A 21,965-nucleotide genomic window follows, 5' to 3' on the forward strand; every position below is an offset into this window, starting at 1 on the left:
TGCTTGCCGGGCGCGTCCTTCGGCGCGTTCGGCGTCTTGCGTTCCAATATTTCCGGCTCGGGCTTGCGCGCCGGTTCATCCTTTGGTGGTAAGGCGCGCTGGGCCGGCTCGGAGATCCGAGGGCCCGGTGGCCGGATCTCCTGCGTGGCCGGCTCTACTCGCGCGCTCGGCTGGTCCTGCTTGCCGGGCGCGTCCTTCGGCGCGTTCGGCGTCTTGCGTTCCAATATTTCCGGCTCGGGCTTGCGCGCCGGTTCTTCCTTTGGTGATAAGGTGCGCTGGGCCGGCTCGGAGATCCGAGGGTTCGGTGGCCGGATGGGGTCGGGCCTTCTCATGCTGTCTGCGGCTGGAGCAGTGGGCGTGGCCGGCGACGGAGCCGAAGGCGCTTTTGCTTGCGGGGAGGGTGGTTGCACCTCGCGTTGCGGAGCGCTTCTATCACCAGGTAAAGGCGCGGTTGAAGGGCGCGCTTGTTCGGTGACCCTGGCTTGTTCGGTGACCTTGGCTGGCGTCGTTTCGCGAAGCGATGTTGGCGTTTCGGCTGGCCGGACGTCCACTATGCGCCACAATTCGGCAACGACATCGTCCAGTTTTTCCACCGAACGATCGACCGCCTTGCTGTGACGAAACCAAGTCTGTGCAATCGGCTCGGCGGCGCTTCGCCCGACTGCTTCGCCGCCGTCATCCGGCCGATCCCATTCTGGTTCTTGGACGAAAGCGCGCCCGGTTTGATCGCGATCTTCGGTCATTGCTGCCACCCCGGTTCGAAAATCACGCGAGAACGCTTTGCATCGGATCGGAATAGGTCTCGGGCACGAGCGAGGGATACGGCACGTTTTGAGAGGCTTCCGGCGCCAGCATATCGTCATCGAGGAAAGCGACCGCTTCATTCACCAGCACGTCGGGATTCTGGCCGCCAAGATCGGGGCCGGTGGAAATCAGCTCCGCCTGGATGAGGATCTCGTCCGAATAGATGCCGCCGCCTACATAGGTCTTGCCGGTGGAATCCACGTCGGCAATGTAGGCATAATTGACCAGCGAGTTGGTTCCTGTCGAAATTGTCCAGTCCGCCTCCGGATGCGCCAGCGCATTCATGGCCAGGGCCACCTGATCGCTGTCACCAAGAATGGTGGTCTGTTTGATGTATTGTAGATTGAGGATGTCGCCGGAGATGTAGAGCACCCGAATCGCCCCGATGCCCGCGAATGCGCCATCGTTCAGTATGTCGGAAAGGTCACCGTTGCCGTTCTGCAGGCTTTCACACGCCTTGCGATAAGCTTCAGACATCGCCTCGAAGCGATCGCCGGCGCCGTAATTGACGATGTTGGCCTGGTTCCAAAGCAGATTGTCGCTGGTCGAGGCCGCGCCTTCGCCGGTTGTATGGAAACCATCGACCGCGCCGATCAGGTCGTTGTCCAGCAGCACGTTCAACTGATGGATGATGTTGGCGTCGTAAATGTTTCCGCCGACTACGATCAGGTCGTAATTGAAGCCCAATTCGTCCAGCGAAATCTCGTTAGCCGCCGTGTTGGCGCCGGCTGTCACCAGCGTCTTGACTCCCGATGACGACAAGACGGAAACGTCATTGTCCATCATGAAGGCGTATTGCTGGATCCAGTTCATGATGAGCAGGTCGCCTTCGACCTCGGTGACAACCCAGTGCTCGGGAAAGTCACCCTGCTTGGCCTGCGACGCCGCAGCTTCCGCCGACGGATCGATGCGCTTGAACATCGCGATATTGAAGCCTTGGGTCGGATCGGTCGCGTTCAGGCCCCAACCGTTGATGGAGGAACTGACGAGGTCGCTGTCGCACGCGACATTGATCTGAATGATCGCGTTGAGCTCGACATGGTCGCCCATCACCGCGCAAACCGGCGACTGCAGCCAATTGTTGGCCATCGCGACGCTGTTGACGAGGAGATTGCCGCCGGCTTCCAACTCGACTGAAACATCGATGTCGATGCTGCCGGACCCAGGCGTGTAGGAGGGTTGCTCGGCCTCTTCTTCCTCGTCCTCTTCCTCATCGGCTCGACGGTGCTTCTCCGGGAGGTGATCGTCGAGCTTGGGCGCTTCGTCCACGGACTGCCCATTGACGTAAGTGCCTTCGATGACGTCAGCCTTGACGACGAAAACATCGGCTTCGCCATCCGTTTCCTCCGCATAGCCGTTGAGCCGTTCGCCGGCTGTCTTGATGACAGCCACTATCTCCTCGGACGAACCCGGCATTTCCAGATCGTCGATCGGCGACAGATCCGCCGCCGCGCCCAGCAAGGTCGCCATTTCGGCAGCATGGTCCGCTGCTGCGGGAGAGAATTTCAGGCCATGTCCGCCAGCGCCTGTATAATCGTTATCGGAGAGCCGAAGCTCCTGATTGATAAGGACCGCCACCGAGCCAGGGGGCTCGATATGGGGCAGGATCAGGCGTGAAGGCGCACTCCCCATCGGCGGCGCGTCCGGGTGGAACAGGAAACCTGGATAGGCGACGTTCGGCTGCGGGATCGCGGGGATGTCTGGAGGAACGAATTGGAAATCCGACCAGGGTGTCGTCAGGACAAGTTTTGGTGGAACTGGCGAATACTCGATGGAGGGAACGAAATCCTCCAGATTGTATCCTGCCTCGATGTTGACCGTTTGACTGGCAAGCTCCGGCGTTTCTTCCTCGACCGCCTGGGCCGCCTTGAATTCGTCATAGGCTTTCCTGAGACGGGCTTGCTCCAGTGTGATTTCAAAGAGTCCCACAAAGTGGCTGATCGCCTCGGTGATCTTGTCCATATACACGGAAGTTTCCTCCGGTTTTCGAGATCATCCGCGCCCTTGCCGGGTCGCGCTTCTCTTCTCTGGTTGGGAAGACTGCGCGGGGTTTTCCCCCGCGCAGTCCCTTTTTTGCAGGTCTCGCTCGGCGAGACCGGCCACGCCAGTTATGTCGCGTCGTCTTCGCCAACCACCGAGCTGGTGAGGTTGCCGCCCACTACAGTCATGTCGACCGAGTGGCCTTGCAGGTTGGCGCCCATCACGATCTGCTGGTTGAAGCCGTTCATGTCGATGGTGCCATTGGCGTTGGCCTGGCTGATGGCTTCAATGTGCTGGTCGTGGCCGATATTCGACCCCCAGCTGCCGCCGCCGCCGCCATCGCCAGCCGCGCCGCCGGTCGCAGTCGCTGCGCCGCCGTTGCCGCCAGCACCGCCCGTGGCGTCGCCGCTCCAGGCATAGCCACCGTCCGCTCCGTCAGCCCAAGCGCCGCTGAGAGCAACTGCGCCCGTTCCACCGGTCGCCGTCGAAGCGCCGCCGGTCGCATCGCCGCCAGTCGCGTCGCCGGCCGTGGCCGCACCGCTGGTGGCTGCGCCACCGGTGTTGATGTTGCTCGCCACGCCGCTGCCGGCTCCGCCGCTGCCGGCACCGCCGGTTGCGTCGCCGCTCGTGCCAGCCCCACCCGCACCGCTGGTCGCGCCGCCGCCGGCGCCGCCGACGCCAGAGCCAGAGCCAGTGCCGGAGCCGGAACCCGAGCCAGCGCCGCCGGTCGAGCCTGCGCCGCCGCCAATCGAGCTTGCAGCACCGCCATCGACATCGGCGAAGTTGCCGGCATTCGCGCCGCCGCCACCGCCGCCGCCGCCGCCGCCGCCGCCACCACCGGTGTTGCCGGCATCGGTGTCGCCATTCGCGGCGATCGGGATAGCTACGGCGACGTTGTCATCGCTTTTGTTCCCACCCCAAGAGGGATCGTTGTCGCTGCCAGCCTCGGCATCGTCCATCAGCGCCAGGGCGACAGGTACCGCGGTCGAGTTGCCGCCGTTGCCGCCATTGCCGCCGGACCCGCCGTCGCCGCCCTTGGCGTCGGCAAAGCCAAGCGCGCCAGCATCGCCGCCCTTGGCGTCGGAATCGCCGCCGTCGGCCTTGGAGTCGCCGCCGACGCCGACGCCCAGGCCGAGGCCCAGACCGAGCCCGACGCCGTCGCCGCCGTCGCCGCCCTTGGCGTCGCCGCTGTAGCCGCCATAGGCTTCGCCGCTGTCGCCGTCGCCGCCCTTGCCGTCACCGCCGAGGCCTGCGCCGACAGCCACGCCGGTCGCGTCGCCGCCCTTGGCGTCGCCGCTAACCGCGATCGGCACGGCGTCGCCCCCATAAGCGCTGCCACCGTCTGATTTGGCGTCAGCGGAGCCGACGACAATCGGCACGCTCACCGCCACACCGCCGCCCTTGGCATCGCCGCCCTTGGCGCTGCCGGTATCGGCATCGCCGCCCTTGGCGCCGAAGCCACCGAAAGCGACCGAATCGCCAGCATGGCCGCCGTCGCCGCCGGCATCAATGCCTTCCTCGGACTTGGCGTAACCACCCTTGGCGTCGCCCTTGTTGCCGAAGTAGCCGTTATTCTGGACCGTCGCGCTGCCGAGATAGTCGTTGTCCTTCATGTCGCCGGTCTGGTTGATGATGGTGGCGCTGTGGCCATTGCCAGCGCCGGCAAACGCGCCGTTCAGGACGTCCGAGAAGCTGACGTCATCGCCCGGATCGAAGCTGATGTCGCCGTCGCGGCTGAACATCATGACGCCGCCGAGGCCGACATTCACGTCGTCGAGGTCAATGAAATCGTCGTCCTGCTTTCCGTCCGACGTCGCGCTGGCGCTAACATTGGCGTTAACATTGTTGGTGTTGGTGTTGGTGTTGCTGTTGTTGCTGCTGTTGCTGCTCGAATTGCTGTTGTTGTTGCCGTTATTGTTGGTGTTGTCGCTGGTCGAATTGGCCGTAGCGTCGCCAATGCCGATGCCAGCTCCGACACCCACACCTACGCCGACGCCTACACCGGTGGCGTCAGCGTCGCTCTTGGCGTCAGCGTCGGATTTGGCATCGGCTTTGGCGTCGGCGCTGGCGTCGCTCTTGGCGTCGGCGCTGGCGTCGCTCTTGGCATCGCCATCTCCGATATCGATTACGGTGTCGTCATCGGAGACATCGCCGATGAACTGCCAACCGGTGTTGGAGTTATTGCTGTTGCGAGTAGTCATTGTCGTTCCCTCGGTTAGAGGCCACGACAACCGAACCACATTCAATCTGACGTGGTCTTGGGCTGCTCGCGGCCGTTAAGTTTTCTCGGTAAGAGGCCGCGACAACCGAACCACATTCAATCTGACGTGGTCTTGGGCTGCTCGCGGCCATTAAGTTTTCATGTGGTTGGTTTTGGATCGCCTGCGCCTAGGGGACTAAGGCCGGAGATCCGGTCATCGTCTGTTTTTATGGCGTCACCTCCCTTTGACGGGGGAGCGAGGCAGCCAGATTGCGCACGAGTTACCGCCTGCGCCGCCCAACGGTGCGGTCGCTCGCTGCTCTCGTGATCTCTGGATGTTCCCCAAACTCCCAATACGGAACATTGGAAGTCTGTGACCGTCAGCCGTAAATTGAAAGCTGATAGTTGGAGCTAGCCCGTTTGGGACGATCTGCTCGCCATGAAGGGTTAAATCCTGGGCGGAAAACCGGGTCGGTAGCAATGGTGATTGGCGGACAGTTGCGCGCCGCGCCGCTGCCAGCATAGGGTTGCCTAGCAATTGCCTAGCTCGTCAGGACTATATTTTTTCGCCTAGTTTTGAGTTAGGAAGTAGTTAACGTGTGTCGTCCGGGTTAGGGGTTCCCGGCCTTTAGTGAGGTTAGTAGACAGGTGGGCCATGAATGGGGTGGATGGGGTGGAGGCGAGCGGACGAGGTCGAGCTGATTCCGCCGATAGAGAATCCTGGGCCCGACGAACCTTGCTGTTCATCGCCCCTGACGACACGATCTCCGAGAGCCTGGTGCATGCCGTCGAAAGGGAATTCCCGTGGATCGGGGTTGAGCGCGTTCGCGACCTGTCCGCCACCTGGACGGCGTTCGAACCTTCGGTTTCCCTTATTCTGATCGATGCGGTGTTTCTGAGCGAGATCGATTCCTGTTCCGCCCAGCTGGCCCGCTTCCACCCGGCAGCCATGACCGCTGTGATGCAGGACGACGGCAGGAGGCCGCTTATCCCCGATGAGGTCTTTGCGTCGCGAGTGGTGCGCGGCGTGCTTCCCATGAACCTGAAGCTGGATGTGTGGCTTTCCGTGATCAGGCTCATGCTGCGCGGAGGCGAATATTTCCCCTTGGCCATGTTTCAGCCGTACCTGAACAACGGCATGCCCCATAGCGAGGCGAAGGAGTCGAAGCCCGCCATCAAACGGCAAGCCGCACTCGAGGAGTCTGGCCAACTGACATGTCGAGAGATTCAGATCCTGGAGATGGCGTCGCAGGGACTTCAGAACAAAACCATAGCCGCCGCACTTCGCCTTTCCGAACACACCGTCAAAATTCACATGCACAACGTCATCAACAAGCTGGGCGCCCACAACAGGACTGAAGCCGCAGCCCTTTTTCATGCCCGACGGGTTGCGGCCGCTGGAATGGTTCCCAGTGCGGATCGCCCGGTGATCTCAACTCTCACGTGAGCAGGTCGATGCCACGCTTCCAGGAGATTTTACTGCTTGTTGGTCAATTGAACTACACATGGACCAACACAGAAAGCTTGCTGATCTACCTGATTGCCGGTCTGGCGAAAGTAGACAAGGAGACTGCGATCGTCATTTTCCTGACGCTGAACACCACGCGTGCACGGATCGAGTTGGTCGAGCGGTTGGCGAAGATGGCGGGAACACCGGTCGAATGCCGACGCCAGGTCCTGGAGATTGCCAGTCAGCTTACCCGGCAGGGAAAGCTGCGCAACAAGTACAGCCACTGCATCTATTCGTTCGACGAAACGGGAACGCACGCGAGCACGCAACTCATGCGCATCTTCGACAGCAAGGATGCAATCAAATATGGGAAGATCGAGGAGCTCGACGATTCCGAGATGAAGCGGATCAGCGCCTCCATCCAGGCGATCAGCGCAATCAACAAGGATATTTGGCGGGTCGTCGAAAGCCATTCCTTTCCGCATTGAATTGCTTGTCCTGTGACGCCGCGCATCGAGGTTGACATAGGCAGCGATCGGGTCCGGGCCGCCGTGACCTCTGCCTGAACGCATTATCGCGCAGAGCCGGTGACGGTCGCGGCCAACCGTCGGGCTGAGGACGCCAGATCGAAGATAGATCCGGTTTGCGCCCCCAGGAAATCGGCGGGGCGAAATCGACGCGGGGCGATCAAGGCACGGGTGTCAGGTTCTTATCCGCGTCCACTTGCCGTTTTCGGACTGGGACTGCCGAGCAAAATAACGGTACGACGTCCGTGACCAATTCCTGATCGCGCCCGTCCTGTTGTCCAGCACCAGGTCGCCCTTGCTGGTCCGCACCGTCAGGACCGTATGACCTGCGCCGCCAAGCGTCGCAACGGTCAGCAACAGGGCGGATGCGGGCCAGCCGCGTTTCAACAACTCGGCTTTCTTGAGGATGGCGAAATCCTCGCAATCGCCTTCGCCGGTCGGCAAGCCCCAAACGTCGGCTCGGCCTGCGGAGTCTCTGTCGCCTCTCTCCTTGATGCGGCGATTGACCGAACTATTCACGCTCGCAAGTTCCGCTTCCAGCCTCGGCGTGAGTTCGACCGCTTTGACCTTGCCGCGGGTGCTGCAGAGCGCCGGATCGCTGGCGCAGAATTTGTAGAAGGCGGCCGGTGCAAAGGCGTAGCCCTGCGTGGCCATCTTCGTTGCTGTTCCAGTGGTTTGATTGCTGCAGCCGGCCAGCAAAATGGCCGCCGCGAGAAGCGCCGCTGAACGATTCACTTAGTGTCCCCTTTAGTAGGTCATCATAATGTTGAAGGGGGTTGGTAAATCAACCCTGAGAATCGCAATTGCGCAGGAACAAATTGTTTGCCATACTTAACAAAGTGTTACCGATGGTCGGCAACATTGACCCTTCGCGCAACCAAAGGGGACGGGAGCGCCTTTTTTCCCTCAAAAGGAGGAAGAAATGCACCTGTACCCTGAGGTATCGAGCACGATTCTAAGAATACTGCTCCTTTCATCCGCCGCCTTCACGGTGGCAACGATCACACCGGCAACCGCGCAGCAGAGTCCACGTCCGCGGCTTGCGGCTGCACAGTGCCAACCTCTCACTGAAGCCAATTTCGCGCTTTGCTGTATTGCAGCCAACCGCACCAGCATTCTTTCCGCCGAACAGATCGACATGTGCCCGCCGATTACCACGGCCCTTGTCGCCGCCGCCTTGAACGATGGCGGTGACGGCGATGGCGATGGCGATGGTGATGGCGACGGCGACGGTGACGGCGACGGCGACGGTGATGGCGATGGCGACGGCGATGGCGACGGCGATGGTGACGGCGATGGTGACGGCGATGGCGGCGGCAGTGGCGGCAGTGGCGGCAGCGGCGGCAGTGGCGGCAGCGGCGGCAGCGGCGGCGACGGTGGCAGCGGCGGCGACGGCGGCAGCGGCGGCGACGGCGGCAGCGGCGGCGACGGTGGCAGCGGTGGTAGCGGCGGCAGCGGTGGTAGCGGCGGCAGTGGCGGCAGCGGCGGCAGCGGCGGTGGCGGCGGCAGCGGCGGCTAACGACCCCACCAGATATTCGCTCGATAATCGCGAAGGTGAGCGTCTAAAGGCGCTCACCTTCCGTTTGGGATTCTGAACTGGAGGGCCGGCGCGAGGCTGACTATCGGCCGCGAAGCTATCTTCACTCCTCCGCGCCGGGCTTCGTCGCAGACCGGCCCTTCAATTGCAGCGACAAACCAGGATCTTCACGGCTCTCTACGCTCATTTGGAGCCCGGCCCTACAGCCGAGGCCGTTGCCACCGCATAGACCCTGCCATTACAGTCGACGGTTGAAGAGCAGCCCAAAACTCGATCAATCTCAGCGAAACCATGTCCGCCCAACGGATTCAAACCTCCAAACGCCTCATGCCAAAGACGAACTTTCATCGCGCCGAGCGGTCTCCCGAACGACGGACGGACGTGTCGCTGCCGGAGGAGATGGCAAGGATCCGAGACTTGGCGGAAGTCTGGATAATCCGCAATATTGGAAAAAATGGCCTGTTTACCTACAGTATCAATCCGTATACGGGCGAGAAATCTGAAAAAAACAATGAACTAAGACAGCTTATGTCATCGCGCACGTTGGCGGAAATGAGCGTAGGAAATCTCTCGCTTCGCCCTGTTCATCGCCGGAATTTGTCATTCATCATGAATACATGGTATCGGGAGGAGGGTGGTATTGGTTATATTGAATATGATGGCAAGTCAAAGCTCGGGGCAAATGCGATGCTGCTTCGCACATTCGCGGCAAGCCCTCATTTTGAACAGTTCCAGTCAAAGGCCAGTGCGGCCGCGGAGGGCATCCTTGCGCTCCAGAATGCAGACGGGTCCTTTCGCCCTTGGCTAAAGGAGCCGAATTATTCCTTCGACGCAAAATACCTCTTAACATTTTACTCAGGGGAAGCACTGGTTGCTTTGCTCGAATATTATATCCGGACTGGATTGACCCGTTATTTCGACGAAGCGGCGCGCAGTGCAGAATTCTATTTAGAGGAATATGTCCGCAATATCGCAGATAATTATTACCCGGCATACGTGCCTTGGCACACCATCGCTTATCGGCATCTATATGAGTTGACGAAAGCCGATAAATTCGCCGAGGCGGTGTTTACTCTGAACGACAAATTGCTTGAACTTCAGGACCGGTCGTACAGGATTGGACGATTCTTCAATCCAGCAACCCCTCAGTACGGCCTTCCGCACGCGTCCTCGGACGGAGTTTATACCGAGGGGCTGGTTTATGCATTCGAGATGGCGCAGCGGACAGGGGATGAGGTGAGGGCAGGGCGATACCTTGACGCTATTATGCTCTCGTTGAAAAACATCGCATCCTTGCAGTATAGAGAAAAACTGGATGAATCTTCTCTTCCTTTTTATGCGTACAGAGGAGCCATCAGGACCAATGCAGAGAAAAATAGGTGGGCTCGCATAGACAATGCCCAGCATACGATAGACGCTATCCAGGCCTTGGGGAATTTTCTCGGAAGCAAGCAGGCTTCTACATTCGAGCTGGGGCTTTGACTCCCGTCAAAGGACAGCCGGGAGCCCCGAACTGCTCCTGCGTTTCTTCACCGGGCAGTGCGGCCAGCATCCCAGTCTGGATCTGTACCATTTCGACCTTCAACGCCACCCAAAATATTGCCCGTGGTTCTGCTTGACCGGCTCAAGCCATGATGCAAGCATGGAAAGCGTTTTGAACACATCAGGCTCATAAATGCCGACGTTGGAATACCTGTTGACCCCATCGCCGGAAGAGCTGGCGCAAACCCATGTGCTGTTTTTGGCGCGTCATGCCCTCGACTCCAGGCCGGAGCGCAGGGCCAAGTACGGCTACCACGTCGTCTACCATGCCATCATGCTCGAAACGCTGCGCGGGCTGGGTTTCAGGGTCACGCCGGCGAGCGAGCACGAGGTGCTGTTCGGGCCTCTCGACTTCGATTTCCTCTATGCCATTCACTCGCATGCGATATTCGATGGTCACGAGCTCCTGGCGCCGGCAATCGCGGCCTATCGTGGCGTCCCGTGTCTCGGCGCATCGGCGTCAAGCCGGGCGGTCTCGGAAGACAAGGTATTGGCCAAGCAACTGGCTGCTTCGCTGGGGCTCGATGTCGCCAAGCACAGGATCATGCAGCCCGGTGAGGTCAGCAATGACAAGTTCAGCCTGCCCGGTTCGTGGATTGTCAAGCCGCGAGGGGGTATCGCTTCCGACGCAATTGTAAAGGTCGAGAATGAAGCGGATTGGCGGGATGCGCTGACAACCATCTCGGATCCGCGTCACGGCGGCCGTGAATTCATTGCAGAAGAGTTTGTGCCGGGCCTCAATCTGACGGTTCCAATTGTCGAGGGCTTCCCCCCGGGTTCATTGGCGGTCTTCGAGGAGAGCGGCCGCCCTGGCGACAATGTTCTGACCAATGAAGCAAAGCGAGGGCTCAACAGTTCCTACAAGTCCGCTCCTTACGACGGACCGGGAGCCGAAGAGGTTTCGGAGGCAACCGCACGAATGGTGGCCGAGATGTCGCCATTCGACTATGCCCGCTTCGACTTCCGTTATGATCCCGACACGCGGCGGACCGTTTTCATCGAAGTGAACATCGCCTGCAATATGGCGCCGGCCTCGGCGGTCTATCGTTCGGCCGCCCTGCATGGGATCAAGTATGAAGAACTGGTGGGACATGTTTTGACGCACAGTCTCAGGCGTCAGAGAAGGCGGCAAAGATAACCGCAACGCTCGATAAGGCACTTCAGTGATGGTCAGCGCATGCAAATCGATATGGTCGACAAATTCGAAGCGTTGGAGCCGCTGAGAGAGAATTGGGACCGGATATATGACTCCGATCCGGAGGCGAACTTCTTCCTGTCGTGGCCATGGATGTCGAATTGGCTGCGACGCCCAGGTTGGGTGATTTTGGCCGCGCGGTCTCCCGGGTCGAACGAGTATGTCGCCTTCTTCCCTTTGCAACTCGTCACCGGGCTTGATGAGCAGACGGGGTTTTATAGCAGCATAAGGATGGCCGGCTCGTATTTCGCCACCTATACGGGCTTCATCTGCGTTCCCGAATTCGAAGAGCAAGTCGTTTCGTTGTTCGCCGATCGCCTGCAGGCGCTGAATTGGACAACGTTACACTGCGACGACATTTCGATATCGGCCAGGCGCCGTCAAATGCTGCTTGGAAGCTTTTCTGACAACGATTTTGTGAAAGAAAAGATTGAACGACGTCGCCATACAACCCGAACAGGCGAAAATATAAACCATGACATCTATATGTATGTCGATTTGCCAGCCGATTGGGACGAATTCCTGGATGGCAACCTTGGCTCGAAAACCCGTCGTGATGTCCGCCATTTTCTTCGTCAGGTCGAAAATAGCGGAGAATACCGGATAAGTTTGGCAGACTTCGAGACAATCCAAAGCGACCTGGAGGTTTTCTATCAACTTTGGCTTGCGCAGTGGGAGGCCAAAAGCCGCGTCTATGCTCAGGGTGTTATTACCAACTGCCGCCATATGTTACTTGAATGCCACAAGGCGGGTGTGCTGTTCGCGCCCGTATTGTGGAAAGGCGATACTCCATTAGGAGTACACATTGCGTTTATCGACAGGTCAAAGGGTTCACTCGTCTGTTTCCTCGTCAGCCGCAATCTCGCAATTCGGAAGCCTCCACCCGGCTTGGTGCTTCACGCCTACAGCATCCGTTGGGCAATTCAAAATGGCCTCAGGACTTACGACCTTGGCACTGGAGATTTTTCGTACAAGTACAGTTTCGGATCGAAGGAGCGGCTTGTAGAGGGTGTCCGGATCGACTCCACCAACAGCCGCGGAAACAGGCTGGATCGAAGAAGCCTTCCCTCGGTGATTTCGTCGGTGCGAAAGCTGCGTCAGGAGGGGAAGTTCCAACTGGCTGAGCGCGGTTGCAGGCAGGTGCTCGAAACTGAGCCGAGCAATCTGGAGGCGCGCCGGCTTCTGGACGAGCTTGTGGCGGCTAGGCCTATTGAGGAGCAATTTGCGCGTGCGTTGCAATGCCATCGGAGCAAGCAATTTTTGGATGCCCAGAGGATTTATCTGCAGGTACTGGCAGCAAATCCCCGGCATTACGACGCTAATTATCTGTTGGGCGTTCTATGTCTTCAGGCCGGTCGGTATCAGGCAGCGGACACTTACCTGGCTCGCGCCACTGAGATCAATCCGAAAGCCGCAACTGCGTACAACAACAGGGGGCATGCCTTGCGCGGCCTGAAACGGTATGACGAGGCTCTCGCGTGCTACGAGAAAGCCATCGGGGTGAAACCCGATTTCGTGCAGGCAATGAACAATCGGGGGGTGACGCTGCGGGCGTTGGGGCGCGTTGATGAGGCACTCGCCAGCTTCGACGAGGCGCTGACGCTCAAACCGGACTTTGCCAAGGCCTTGTCCAACCTCAACCAGTTGCGAGATGCCTCTGCCGCGCGACCGTTTGTCCATCGCCGATGATGTGGACACCTTAGAGTAAAGCGCATCGCGTTTTGCATCTGGTCAAGGACAGGAATGGCTGGGTAAACCCGTCGACCTGCTAACCTTTCCACTCCATCGATAGTCCATGCGGATCGCAGATCGCGAGCGTTTTGACCCTGCGCTCGCCATTGAAGTATCTGCTGACCTTGAGAGGATTGAACGTCTCAGTGGGGTTGGGGTGTGCGACCTCGCCTTCCACGGTGACGCGCCAGACCGGCGCCGTCTTGCTCGCCTCCAACAGGATATCGTTTATGCGTCGGTGTTGATCGCCGGAAAGCTGATAGCCCATTATCGTGTGATACACGCACCGGGCTTGATAAGGCGGAATCTCCGCCAGCGCAGAGCTCAGGTTCAACACGGCGTCGCCGCCTTTGATCCGGGGCGGATGCGCGGCGGCGACCTTCAAGGCGCCATCCAGTTTTGTAAGCCGGTCAATGCGCTCGGGCCAGACAAGCGCCTTGAGCCACCGGCGTTCATTTTCATCCCGAACATTGGTCGGATAAAGTTCGAGGCCGATCCTCGATGAAACGGGGGGCGGGAACATCCCCAATACAGGCACGCCAGGCCCTTCAAGGATGCAGGAAAGGACAAAATCCGCATCGGTCCACCGCTCCAGCTTCGGAGCGCCTTTCCCGTCCGTATACCGATATCCATAGCTGTCGAAGTTCAGGTTGAGGCCGGCGCTGGATCCGATCTCTATGAGGCCAAGCGGAGCGGCGGCTTCGCGCGCAACCAGATCGAATGCGGGCAGCAGCAGCGCGCTGCGGCCAGCCTCGTTGGTGTTGGTGGCGCGCTTCGCGATGATGTCGACGAGTTCGGCTTCGTGGGCACCGCAAAAAGCCGCGAAAAGTTCGAATGCGCGATCGTCGGCCGGCCGCGTTCCGCCCAGACTCGGATAATAATCCTTGAGAGGATGATCGACGCCGCCAAGCAGGAGATACTGTACCGCGCCGAAGACCAGGTTCGCCGCCGGCTGACCCTTCCTGCGCCCTGCCGCCAGGCGCTGGAGCGCGACGTTGTCCGCAATCCCGAGCGACAGCTTTTCATAGAGGGGAGAGCCGCCACGACGAGACTCGTTGGCAAAGAAGCGGTAATAGTGAGCGCTTGTTTCAAACACCACCATAGCATGAACCTAGCGGGCAATAGATGTCTTGGATGTGGATTCCACCTGTAATTGCCTTAATGCTTTCGGTCCAGCAGGTCAAGGAACCGGGCGAACAATAGAGGTTTTCGAACATACATTCCTGAGAGACTGGCGGATGAACGAAACCGTGGATGATACACCTTCGGGATATACTGTCATTGATGGCGCCTTTCGCGATGAATCGCGCAGCCGTTCCGTGCCGTACCGGCTTTATGCCCCCGCTCCCCTCTCTGGCGCTTGCCCGGTGATCCTTGTGTCGCATGGCATTGGCGGATCGCGCGAGGCGATGCCTTACCTCGGGCGGCGCCTGGCGGAAAGCGGTTACGTGGCGGTGCACCTGCAGCATACCGGGACGGACAGTTCGATCTGGCAACAGGCAAACTCTCTTGCGGAAGTCTACCGCATTCTTCGTGAAGCCATGTGGGACGCCAATGCGGCGCGCGCGCGATTTCAGGACGTGCCCTTTGCCCTGCGCGTGCTTGCGCGCATGAACGGCGAGGGGCGGCTCGCCGGCCGCCTGGATTTGACACGCATCGGCATGGCCGGACACTCTTATGGAGGCGTCTCGACGATGGTTGCAGCAGGGCAGAGAATGGGTCCGGGCGGGCAGTGGTCGTTCAAGGAGCCAGGAATTCGCGCTGGCTTGGTCATGAGCCCGAACATACCCATCCAGGGCGGCGACTTGGCCGCCCTTTACCGCGATATCAGTATCCCGCTGTTTCACATCACGGGCACGAAAGATGGCAATGCGGTGCCCGGCAACAAGGAATTCGATCCGATACAGCGGACCCTTCCTTACGCAGCGCTGACCATCCCTCATCAATATCTGCTGGTTCTCGACGGTGCTGGCCACAATGCGTTTTCCGGCCTGAAGCACGGACCACACGCCCACGGCCCCGAGGAAGAGACCCGCTACACGCGGATTGTACAAGACGCAGCAGTGTCGTTCTTCGATGCCTACCTGAATGGGAAAACGGCGGCTCTGGCGGCTCTTCGCCAAACGTTTCAATCCAGCCTTGAGCCGACCGACAGGTTTGAATGGAAATAGCGGGAAGTCCGCCAGCGTGAGGCACGCCGGGATTTCGAGCAGGCAGACGCCTTTGGCGAGGCTATGAAATCGTTGGCGGTCTGCCTGGTCTAGATCCGCTCGGCCGTGATGGGGGCTCGGCTTAAATCGAGGAGGCTGGTCGCACCTCCGGCGATGCCCGGCTTCCAGTCGAGCAATCCTCGGATGTCGTGTGCAAAACCAAACTCCTCTATCCTTAATCGCCGCTCCGTGTACTTTTGACCGTTTTCAGCGACTTCTGAAATCTCTGACTCGGTAGTTTCACCTCGGAATGAACTTACCGCAACTCCAAGCAGCAAATCCGTTTCGCCTTGATGTTGGAACACAGGCGCCCCACTCATCCCCGGGCTTATGTTGAAACTCAATTCGTAGCCATTTGGATGGCTCCCGATGCGCATGTCTTGAGGCAACGTTTTGCGCTGTACATAACCTCTTAGAGCTCTCAAGTTGAGCCGAAATCCGCTAGGCGTGCCGCCGTGTGCTGAAATGGGATAGCCAATAGATGCAACGTCCTGCCAGACCTCAATATCAAAGCTTTGCAACCGTATCTTGGTTGGAGCGAAATAAGCCGTCCTGGCGATGGCAACATCGAACGGAGGCGGGGCGTTTTCGATTTGAAGAAATTCCGCAAGTACGCTTGTGGCTGCCGTGCCGTTGTCAGCTTTTCCAACAACTCCAGCATGCATTCCTTTTATACTGTTGACGCGTTGGAGCGCTTGATCGGCCACGTGCCGAGCGGTCAAAATCCAGCCTTGGTCGTTAATCAGAAAAGCGGTGCCCACGGTTCCAATGACGTTCACACTGTCAGGGCCACGGACTTCCCATATAGCAACGGGCATAACAGACGTTTGTAGAAACATAATGCTAGTATTCCTTGCGCAATGCTTCGCCGCCGCAAGGGCGTGGTTCGCATTCACCCATAGTTTTTAAGCACGGTGCAGCCGATAACAGAACAAGACTTCACGGAGCCTGTGAAGCGGTCGACGACGTAGGCGCTCTCTCCGACGGCTACCGTCTGATAGCGTCCGCCATAAAGGAAGGGCGCAACTCCGAGCGCGGACGCGATGAGACCATCTTCATTTCGGTAGCCTCACTCCAGCTTCGCCACCATTTTCGGGAATGAACTCGACGCCGGCGGATTCGAGGGCAGCACGGAAAGTCGCCCGGGTTTTCACTCAGCCTTCAGTACCTGGTGTCTGATCAACCAATCACGAATGATCAATCGGACGGCTTCAGGTCGCGAAACATCATGCTCGGCAACAAATTGATCGACGCCCGCGAGCATGTCCGGTTGAAGGCGGACCATGATCGGCACGCCTTTTCCCGTTGGGGCTGGTCCCCGCCGTTTCCTTGATGCCACGGTTTCTTGTTTTGCCATAAAACTCTGATATCAGAATTCCCGTTCTGGCGGAAGCCGCTAGAACCTCACATGAAACCGAATTGGAGAAGATCCGATGCCGAACACCCATGTTCGGGCAGCCGCCGAAGACATGCCCGCAATCAACCGCCGCCGCCTTCTGCTTGGCCTCGTGGTTACCTCAACCGCCGCTGCCGCTGCGGCGGCCTTGGCTGCCGCTTCAACGCTCATCGACGCGACCGCAGCGCCGTCTGTCGCTGGCGCGATCCCATCTACGGGCAGAGCCAGTCTCGATGCAAAGCTGCTGTTGCTGCCGCCGGAAGAGGCGAACCAACTGAGGATAGAATTCATAGCGATCATTTCCGCTGTCAAAGAGATGTGCGCCCGAGGCGAAGATCGCCAATCGACCAGGGATTTTGTCAGAACGCGGTTGCAGCAAAATGAGATGGAGAGGGCACGGGGAATATGAGCACCGCACCGATCGTCGAACCATGTGTCTGCTCTGATGTCTTCGTCACTGGGGCCGCGCCGCTCACGTTCATGGGCGACAATCTCAGGCTGACTTTGTTCGTCTCGCAGCGATCCTATGACGGCAGCCCTGAAAACTCCGTGGTGACCAAGCTTGTCGGAAGCCGATCGGACATGCTGGAGATCGCCGCCGCCATCGTGCGAGGCTGCTACACCCTTCCAGGAAAGGCCGAGCGAAACGGCGAGCGCATATTCCTCGAATTTCTCGACGCACCGGCAGAGCGCCACTGACGACTTCCAACCCGTTTAGCCCGCTGCCTCACGGTGGCGGGTTCTTTTTATGTCCTGCCCGTGACGCTGAACAGGATGGCCAGTGCTATGCTCGCCACGGCGATCGCCCCAAACGTGAGTGACAACGGCGAACCAACCCAGAAAAGACTGCCGGCCACGAGACCGAAGCAGATGGCGCCACACCAAAAGAACCCTTTCGGATCGGAAAATGGTGGGAAACCGCTTAAGAATTTAAGAATTCTGCTTCTGCTCAGCGGCCTCACGGTGGCGGGTTTTTCTGTCGGAGCAATCACTATTCAGCGTGCGTTAAACCAACCGCTTGCACGGGCGGCATCGAAGCAAACTTTGCTGGGGTGGGGACCCTTTAGTGCGGCTCTTAAAGCAGCAAAACCTCGTTTGTACTCGCTGGTCTTATCGTACTTGTTGAAGTTCTTCATATCAGAATACTTATACACGGAAGGACACAGCAGAAAAGCTGCCATTTGGTACCCGGTGTCGAAGGCCTCCGATCCGGCTTGGGCATTGATTGATCCGAGCGAGGTGACGGCAAGGGCCAACGCAGCAATCGAAATGCTAGCAGTGCGAATGTGCTTAATTGTCTTCATAGTAGCCTCCTTACCCGCATCGACACTAGCAAACAGCGGAGAATTCCTACAAGCACGCAGAATGGGATAGCGCTCTTGTCCGGCCCGCGCACTGTGCCTCACGGTGGCGGGCTTTTTAGTGCGTAATCAAGCCGGCGGCGCGCCCGATCTCGATTCCGGCCATGACGACTGTAGCAATGGTGACTGCCAGCGCCATGCGTCGCTCAAAATTGGCGAGTCGCTTCTCCGTCGCAAGCTCTTGGCCGTCCCAATAGAGTTTGTTGGTTTTTGGGTTGACGCCTAAGAGCGTAACACCTTCCAGGCTTATGGCCCTGACGCCCTCAGGCCATTCTGGCGGTGGGGCACCCTTCGTATATCGATATTTTCGGATCTCGTCCCAATCGATCATTTTCCCCTCCGGTGGTGACGAGAGGAGTGTGACAGGAATCGCTGGACTCGACAAAGGCCAGAAGGAAATTGGCCAGATATTGGACAGTAAGGTGGGATTTTCAGCTAAGTGTTTGATTTTACTGGTACGCCCAAGGGGAATCGAACCCCTGTTACCGCCGTGAAAGGGCGGTGTCCTGACCGCTAGACGATGGGCGCGCTCAGATGTGAGCGCTTATAGTTGCGTTGCACCAAACCGGCAACCCGTCTGCCGCTACCTGCGACAACTTTTTTCGGTGACCGCAAAACCGCGCATTTTCGGCGATTTCCCCCCGGTTCGACGCAGCATCGCGTGCCGTGTTGAGACAGCACACTGCGGCGTTGCATAGACGAGAGGAGAACCAGCCGTTACCGCCGCCGACGGCAGCGCCAGTTCCAGTCGCGCTCGGGACCGACGTCGATGTGGACGGATTCGGTATGGCAGTAGGTGCCGACGCCGCCGCGCCCTGGCATGCTGCGGATGTAGCTTGCCAGTTGCGCTTTCGAGACGCCTGGAACCTGGATGTCGGCGGCGGCGCAATACATGTGCAGCGAATTCTTGGCGCCGTTGGCGCGGCGGTTGCGGGCCGGATCACGATAGCCGGAGGTGACGATCATCTTCTTGCCGTAGTGGCCCTCGATCGTCTTCAGCACACGGACCAGCGAAGGTTTCAGGCAGGCAACGTCGACATTCTCGGTCTGCTTCAAAAGACCGTTCGGCGCCAGCCGGGCAAGACCGGGAGCGTATGCCACCTGATAGGCGCCGCCTTCATCCTCGTTCAGATCGACGTCGCTGTCGTCGTCGAGGCCGGATTTGCGCTTGATCTCGAAAAGTGCGGTCTTGCGCACGCCAGGCAGCGCGTCATCGGTGAAGCGGCTGGTATCGCCGAGCGAAGCCAGTTGCACCGGCTTTTCAGCCGATTTGGCCGAGGCCAGGGTGATGGCCGGTTTTGCCTCCGCCTTGGGCTGAGCCGCCTTGGGCTGAGCGGCCTTGGGCTGCGCCGCCGGCGGCTGCTCGCCCGACCTGTTGCTGGCCTGCGGGGCAGGTGCTGCCGAGGCAGGCGTGCTGAACAAAGAGGCGAGGAACCCCTTCTTCTTCGGCGCATAGGCCTGCGGCTCTGCGGCGGTCACATAGACCGGGTTGTTCATCGCCGGCGCGGCGGAGTTCGGCGCGGCCGTGCCGGCATCGGCGGTTTCAGTCTTCTGCGCAGCAGCGTCGGCCTGTTCAACCGTCTGCGCCGCCTGTGGCTGCGTCGTCTGGCCCGCAGCCGTCTCTGCGCCCGCTTTGGCCGGGACGGGGAAGCCGGCATCCGATTTGGTGCCTCCCTGGAGGGCCTGCGCCCCTGGCTTGGCCGCTGGCACATGAGCGACCTGCTCGGGAAGGCTTGCGTCGCCCTTGGCGGTCATCGTCATTTGTGAAGTCGTCATCTGCGACGATGAATCAGTGGTGACCTGTTGGCTGCCGGAGGCTGTGTCCGCAGCCGAGGCATTGTAGCCGGGCATGCCGACGGACAGTGACGGGTCGCCGGCCGAGGTGCAGGACGCCAGGAGCACGGAGAAAAGCGCGGCCGCGATGGCGCGGCTTTCTCCCTTCGCGAGGCGCGATCCTGCTGATTTCAAAACCAAATTCCCCCTCGATGTCCGGTCGGTACTTCATTGGCGGCACCGAAAACGTCTCGCCGCAATGAACCCTTGTCCCCGAACGGAAACGAGACCTGTGTCAAATCCGCAAGCCCCAGAGTATTTCGACGGCTAGAGAAGAATCGGGAGTGCTTAAGGGTTGACGAACCCATTTCGCCCTCTTTTACCGGCGCGTCAACTCACCACACATTACAGAAGGTTACACTCGCACCTTGACATAGGTGCCTGGCGCATCGCCCAGGGTTTTCATGTGCTTGCCGGGTTTGCGGGCCGGCACGCGGGTGTCGTCCCTGGCTTCGACCCAGCGTTGCCAGTGCGACCACCAGGAGCCGGGATGGTTGGTGGCCTTGGCGAGCCACTCGTTGAAGTCGCCGGTTGGCTTGCCGCCGGTCCAGAAGTGATATTTCTGCGCCGCCGGCGGATTGACGACGCCGGCGATGTGGCCGGAGCCGGCCAGGACGTAGTCGACCTCGCCGCCGAAATATTTCGATCCGAGGAACACCGAAAGCGCCGGCGCGATATGGTCTTCCTTGGAGGCGAGGTTGTAGACCGGGATGGTGACATCCTTCAGCGATACGACGCGGCCCGCCAGTTCCATCTCGCCTTGCGAAAGTCTGTTCTCGAGATAGCAATTGCGCAGGTAGAAGGAATGGTTGGCTGCGGCCATGCGGGTCGAATCGGCGTTCCAGTAGAGCAGGTCGAAGGGCAGGGGATCCTTGCCGCGCATGTAGTTGTTGACGACATAGGGCCAGATCAGGTCGCCCGAGCGCAGCATGTTGAAGGCGGTCGCCATCTTGGTGCCGTCGAGATAGCCTTTCTCGTTCATCGCCTTTTCGACGGCCGCGACCTGCTCCTCGTCGACGAACACTTTCAGGTCGCCGGCATGGGTGAAATCGACCTGCGTGGTGAAGAAGGTGGCCGATTTGATGCGGTGGTCGCCCTCCTGCGCCAAAAGCGCCAGGGCGGCTGCCAGCAACGTGCCGCCGACGCAATAGCCGACGGCGTTGACGTCCTGTTCGCCGGTGGCCTTTTCGATCGTGTCCAGGCCGTATTGCAGGCCCTCTCTGATATAGGCCTCCCAGCTCTTGGTGCCGTGCCGCTCGTCCGGGTTGATCCAGGAGATGACGAAGACGGTGTGGCCCTGCTCGACCGCCCAGCGGATGAAGGATTTTTGCGGGTTGAGATCGAGAATGTAGAATTTGTTGATCCATGGCGGGCAGATCAGCAGCGGCCGCTTGAGCACGGTTTCGGTCGCCGGATCATATTGCAGGATCTCGGCGACGTCGCTGCGGCCCACCACCTTGCCGGGTGTCGTGGCCAGGTTCTTGCCGATCTCGAAGGACGAATAATCGGCCTGCCTCAGTTTCAGGTCGCCCTTGCCGGCGGCGATGTCCTCGGCCAGCATCTTCATGCCGCGCACCAGGTTTTCGCCATTCGAAGCGATGGTCTCGCGAAACAGTTCCGGGTTGGTCAGGATGAAATTCGACGGCGAAATGGCGTTGGACACCTGCTTGACGTAGAAACCGGCCTTGTGGCGGGTGTGCTCGTCCAGCCCGTCGGCGTGCTCGACCAGGTCGTTCGCCCAGCGCGAGGTGACGAGATAGGCCTGCTTGAGGAAATCGAAAAAGGCATTGCGGCCCCATTCCGGGTCCTGGAAACGCTTGTCGCCGGGCTCGGGCTTGAACGCGCCTTCGGCGTCTTCGCCGCCGTCGCTGAGGCGCTGGATGGAGTTGGCCCAGACGGTCATGTAGCCGGAAAACAGCCGCGTTTGCGCCTCCAGCGCGCGCTGCGGATCGGAAAGCCAGTATTCGCTGAGCTTGGAGAAGGTTTTCACCATATCGACGACCGGCTCGGCGACATGATCGCGCACATCGCCTTTCTCGCGCGGCTCGGCCCATGCGGAAGCCGCCTTGCCGGCCTGCTCGATCATGCGCGCCATGTTCAAGGCGAAGCGCTCCGGATCCTTGACCAGATATTGCTCGACGGTCGAAGGCCGGTCATCTTCCGCTTTGCCCGAATCGGGTGTTTTGGACATGGTTCGCG

19 protein-coding genes, 1 tRNA gene and 1 pseudogene are annotated in these 21,965 nt (G+C 59.6%); 8 read left to right on the forward strand and 13 right to left on the reverse strand.

The features are described from left to right. From AC0L3D_RS11020 to AC0L3D_RS11030, 3 genes and pseudogenes are all read right to left on the reverse strand, one after another. Positions 1-743, reverse strand: a pseudogene (locus AC0L3D_RS11020) (hypothetical protein); the annotation flags it as partial. Positions 744-765: 22 nt separating this feature from the next. Then, complete coding sequence (locus AC0L3D_RS11025; RefSeq protein WP_473644397.1) at positions 766-2,766, reverse strand: type I secretion protein; 2,001 nt, start codon at positions 2,764-2,766, stop codon at positions 766-768. A 146-nt stretch (positions 2,767-2,912) separates the two neighbouring features. Beyond that, positions 2,913-4,985 (reverse strand): hypothetical protein, encoded by a 2,073-nt coding sequence (locus AC0L3D_RS11030; protein WP_473644310.1) that lies wholly within the window; start codon positions 4,983-4,985, stop codon positions 2,913-2,915. Between the two features lie 735 nt (positions 4,986-5,720). On the opposite strand from AC0L3D_RS11030, the gene AC0L3D_RS11035 reads away from it, so the two are divergent. Together AC0L3D_RS11035 and AC0L3D_RS11040 are read left to right on the forward strand one after the other, a co-directional pair. Next, positions 5,721-6,431, forward strand: coding sequence for a response regulator transcription factor (locus AC0L3D_RS11035; RefSeq protein ID WP_287250799.1), 711 nt, complete (start codon positions 5,721-5,723; stop codon positions 6,429-6,431). 8 nt (positions 6,432-6,439) lie between these two features. After that, positions 6,440-6,922, forward strand: coding sequence for a hypothetical protein (locus AC0L3D_RS11040; protein WP_287068788.1), 483 nt, complete (start codon positions 6,440-6,442; stop codon positions 6,920-6,922). Positions 6,923-7,135: 213 nt separating this feature from the next. Here the strand turns inward: AC0L3D_RS11040 and AC0L3D_RS11045 are convergent, their stop codons facing one another. Both AC0L3D_RS11045 and AC0L3D_RS11050 read right to left on the reverse strand, forming a co-directional pair. Beyond that, positions 7,136-7,696: a transglutaminase-like cysteine peptidase gene (locus AC0L3D_RS11045; protein ID WP_473644312.1), complete on the reverse strand. Its 561-nt coding sequence runs from the start codon at positions 7,694-7,696 to the stop codon at positions 7,136-7,138. Positions 7,697-7,934: 238 nt separating this feature from the next. After that, the gene (locus AC0L3D_RS11050; protein ID WP_473644314.1) at positions 7,935-8,489 is read right to left on the reverse strand and encodes a hypothetical protein; all 555 of its coding nucleotides are present in this window, start codon (positions 8,487-8,489) and stop codon (positions 7,935-7,937) included. Positions 8,490-8,915: 426 nt separating this feature from the next. Between AC0L3D_RS11050 and AC0L3D_RS11055 the strand changes: the two genes are divergently transcribed. The 3 genes from AC0L3D_RS11055 to AC0L3D_RS11065 all read left to right on the forward strand — a co-directional run bounded on the left by AC0L3D_RS11055 (position 8,916) and on the right by AC0L3D_RS11065 (position 12,924). Further along, a complete protein-coding gene (locus AC0L3D_RS11055; RefSeq protein ID WP_473644316.1) occupies positions 8,916-9,980 on the forward strand; it encodes a glycoside hydrolase family 88 protein in 1,065 nt (354 codons plus the stop codon). A 214-nt stretch (positions 9,981-10,194) separates the two neighbouring features. Then, the gene (locus AC0L3D_RS11060; RefSeq protein ID WP_473644318.1) at positions 10,195-11,178 is read left to right on the forward strand and encodes a D-alanine--D-alanine ligase family protein; all 984 of its coding nucleotides are present in this window, start codon (positions 10,195-10,197) and stop codon (positions 11,176-11,178) included. Positions 11,179-11,229: 51 nt separating this feature from the next. Then, entirely contained in the window at positions 11,230-12,924 is a 1,695-nt protein-coding gene (locus AC0L3D_RS11065) for a GNAT family N-acetyltransferase (RefSeq protein ID WP_473629851.1), read from the forward strand. Positions 12,925-13,003: 79 nt separating this feature from the next. Here the strand turns inward: AC0L3D_RS11065 and AC0L3D_RS11070 are convergent, their stop codons facing one another. Continuing rightward, on the reverse strand, positions 13,004-14,068 hold the full coding sequence (locus AC0L3D_RS11070) for a DUF2332 domain-containing protein (RefSeq protein WP_473644320.1): 1,065 nt from the start codon (positions 14,066-14,068) through the stop codon (positions 13,004-13,006). 136 nt (positions 14,069-14,204) lie between these two features. On the opposite strand from AC0L3D_RS11070, the gene AC0L3D_RS11075 reads away from it, so the two are divergent. Further along, on the forward strand, positions 14,205-15,137 hold the full coding sequence (locus AC0L3D_RS11075) for an alpha/beta hydrolase family protein (protein ID WP_473629853.1): 933 nt from the start codon (positions 14,205-14,207) through the stop codon (positions 15,135-15,137). Between the two features lie 89 nt (positions 15,138-15,226). On the opposite strand, the gene AC0L3D_RS11080 is transcribed toward AC0L3D_RS11075, so the two are convergent. Next, positions 15,227-15,955: a S1 family peptidase gene (locus AC0L3D_RS11080; RefSeq protein WP_473629854.1), complete on the reverse strand. Its 729-nt coding sequence runs from the start codon at positions 15,953-15,955 to the stop codon at positions 15,227-15,229. 371 nt (positions 15,956-16,326) lie between these two features. Continuing rightward, the gene (locus tag AC0L3D_RS11085) at positions 16,327-16,533 is read right to left on the reverse strand and encodes a ribbon-helix-helix domain-containing protein (protein WP_473629855.1); all 207 of its coding nucleotides are present in this window, start codon (positions 16,531-16,533) and stop codon (positions 16,327-16,329) included. Between the two features lie 112 nt (positions 16,534-16,645). Here AC0L3D_RS11085 and AC0L3D_RS11090 point away from each other — a divergent pair, with 112 nt between their 5' ends. Together AC0L3D_RS11090 and AC0L3D_RS11095 are read left to right on the forward strand one after the other, a co-directional pair. Further along, entirely contained in the window at positions 16,646-16,981 is a 336-nt protein-coding gene (locus AC0L3D_RS11090) for a hypothetical protein (protein WP_473629856.1), read from the forward strand. Then, the gene (locus tag AC0L3D_RS11095; protein ID WP_473629857.1) at positions 16,978-17,271 is read left to right on the forward strand and encodes a hypothetical protein; all 294 of its coding nucleotides are present in this window, start codon (positions 16,978-16,980) and stop codon (positions 17,269-17,271) included. The genes AC0L3D_RS11090 and AC0L3D_RS11095 overlap by 4 nt, the downstream gene beginning before the upstream one ends. A gap of 296 nt (positions 17,272-17,567) precedes the next feature. Here the strand turns inward: AC0L3D_RS11095 and AC0L3D_RS11100 are convergent, their stop codons facing one another. From AC0L3D_RS11100 to phaC, 5 genes are all read right to left on the reverse strand, one after another. Then, the gene (locus AC0L3D_RS11100) at positions 17,568-17,876 is read right to left on the reverse strand and encodes a hypothetical protein (protein ID WP_473629858.1); all 309 of its coding nucleotides are present in this window, start codon (positions 17,874-17,876) and stop codon (positions 17,568-17,570) included. 115 nt (positions 17,877-17,991) lie between these two features. After that, entirely contained in the window at positions 17,992-18,264 is a 273-nt protein-coding gene (locus tag AC0L3D_RS11105) for a hypothetical protein (protein WP_473629859.1), read from the reverse strand. A gap of 122 nt (positions 18,265-18,386) precedes the next feature. Then, positions 18,387-18,461 (reverse strand) — tRNA-Glu (locus AC0L3D_RS11110). Between the two features lie 189 nt (positions 18,462-18,650). After that, on the reverse strand, positions 18,651-19,907 hold the full coding sequence (locus AC0L3D_RS11115) for a YcbK family protein (protein WP_473629860.1): 1,257 nt from the start codon (positions 19,905-19,907) through the stop codon (positions 18,651-18,653). Between the two features lie 214 nt (positions 19,908-20,121). Then, complete coding sequence (gene phaC / locus AC0L3D_RS11120) at positions 20,122-21,957, reverse strand: class I poly(R)-hydroxyalkanoic acid synthase (RefSeq protein WP_473629861.1); 1,836 nt, start codon at positions 21,955-21,957, stop codon at positions 20,122-20,124. Between the last annotated feature and the right edge of the window lie 8 nt (positions 21,958-21,965).

The sequence above is a fragment of the Mesorhizobium sp. WSM4837 genome (assembly GCF_055811435.1).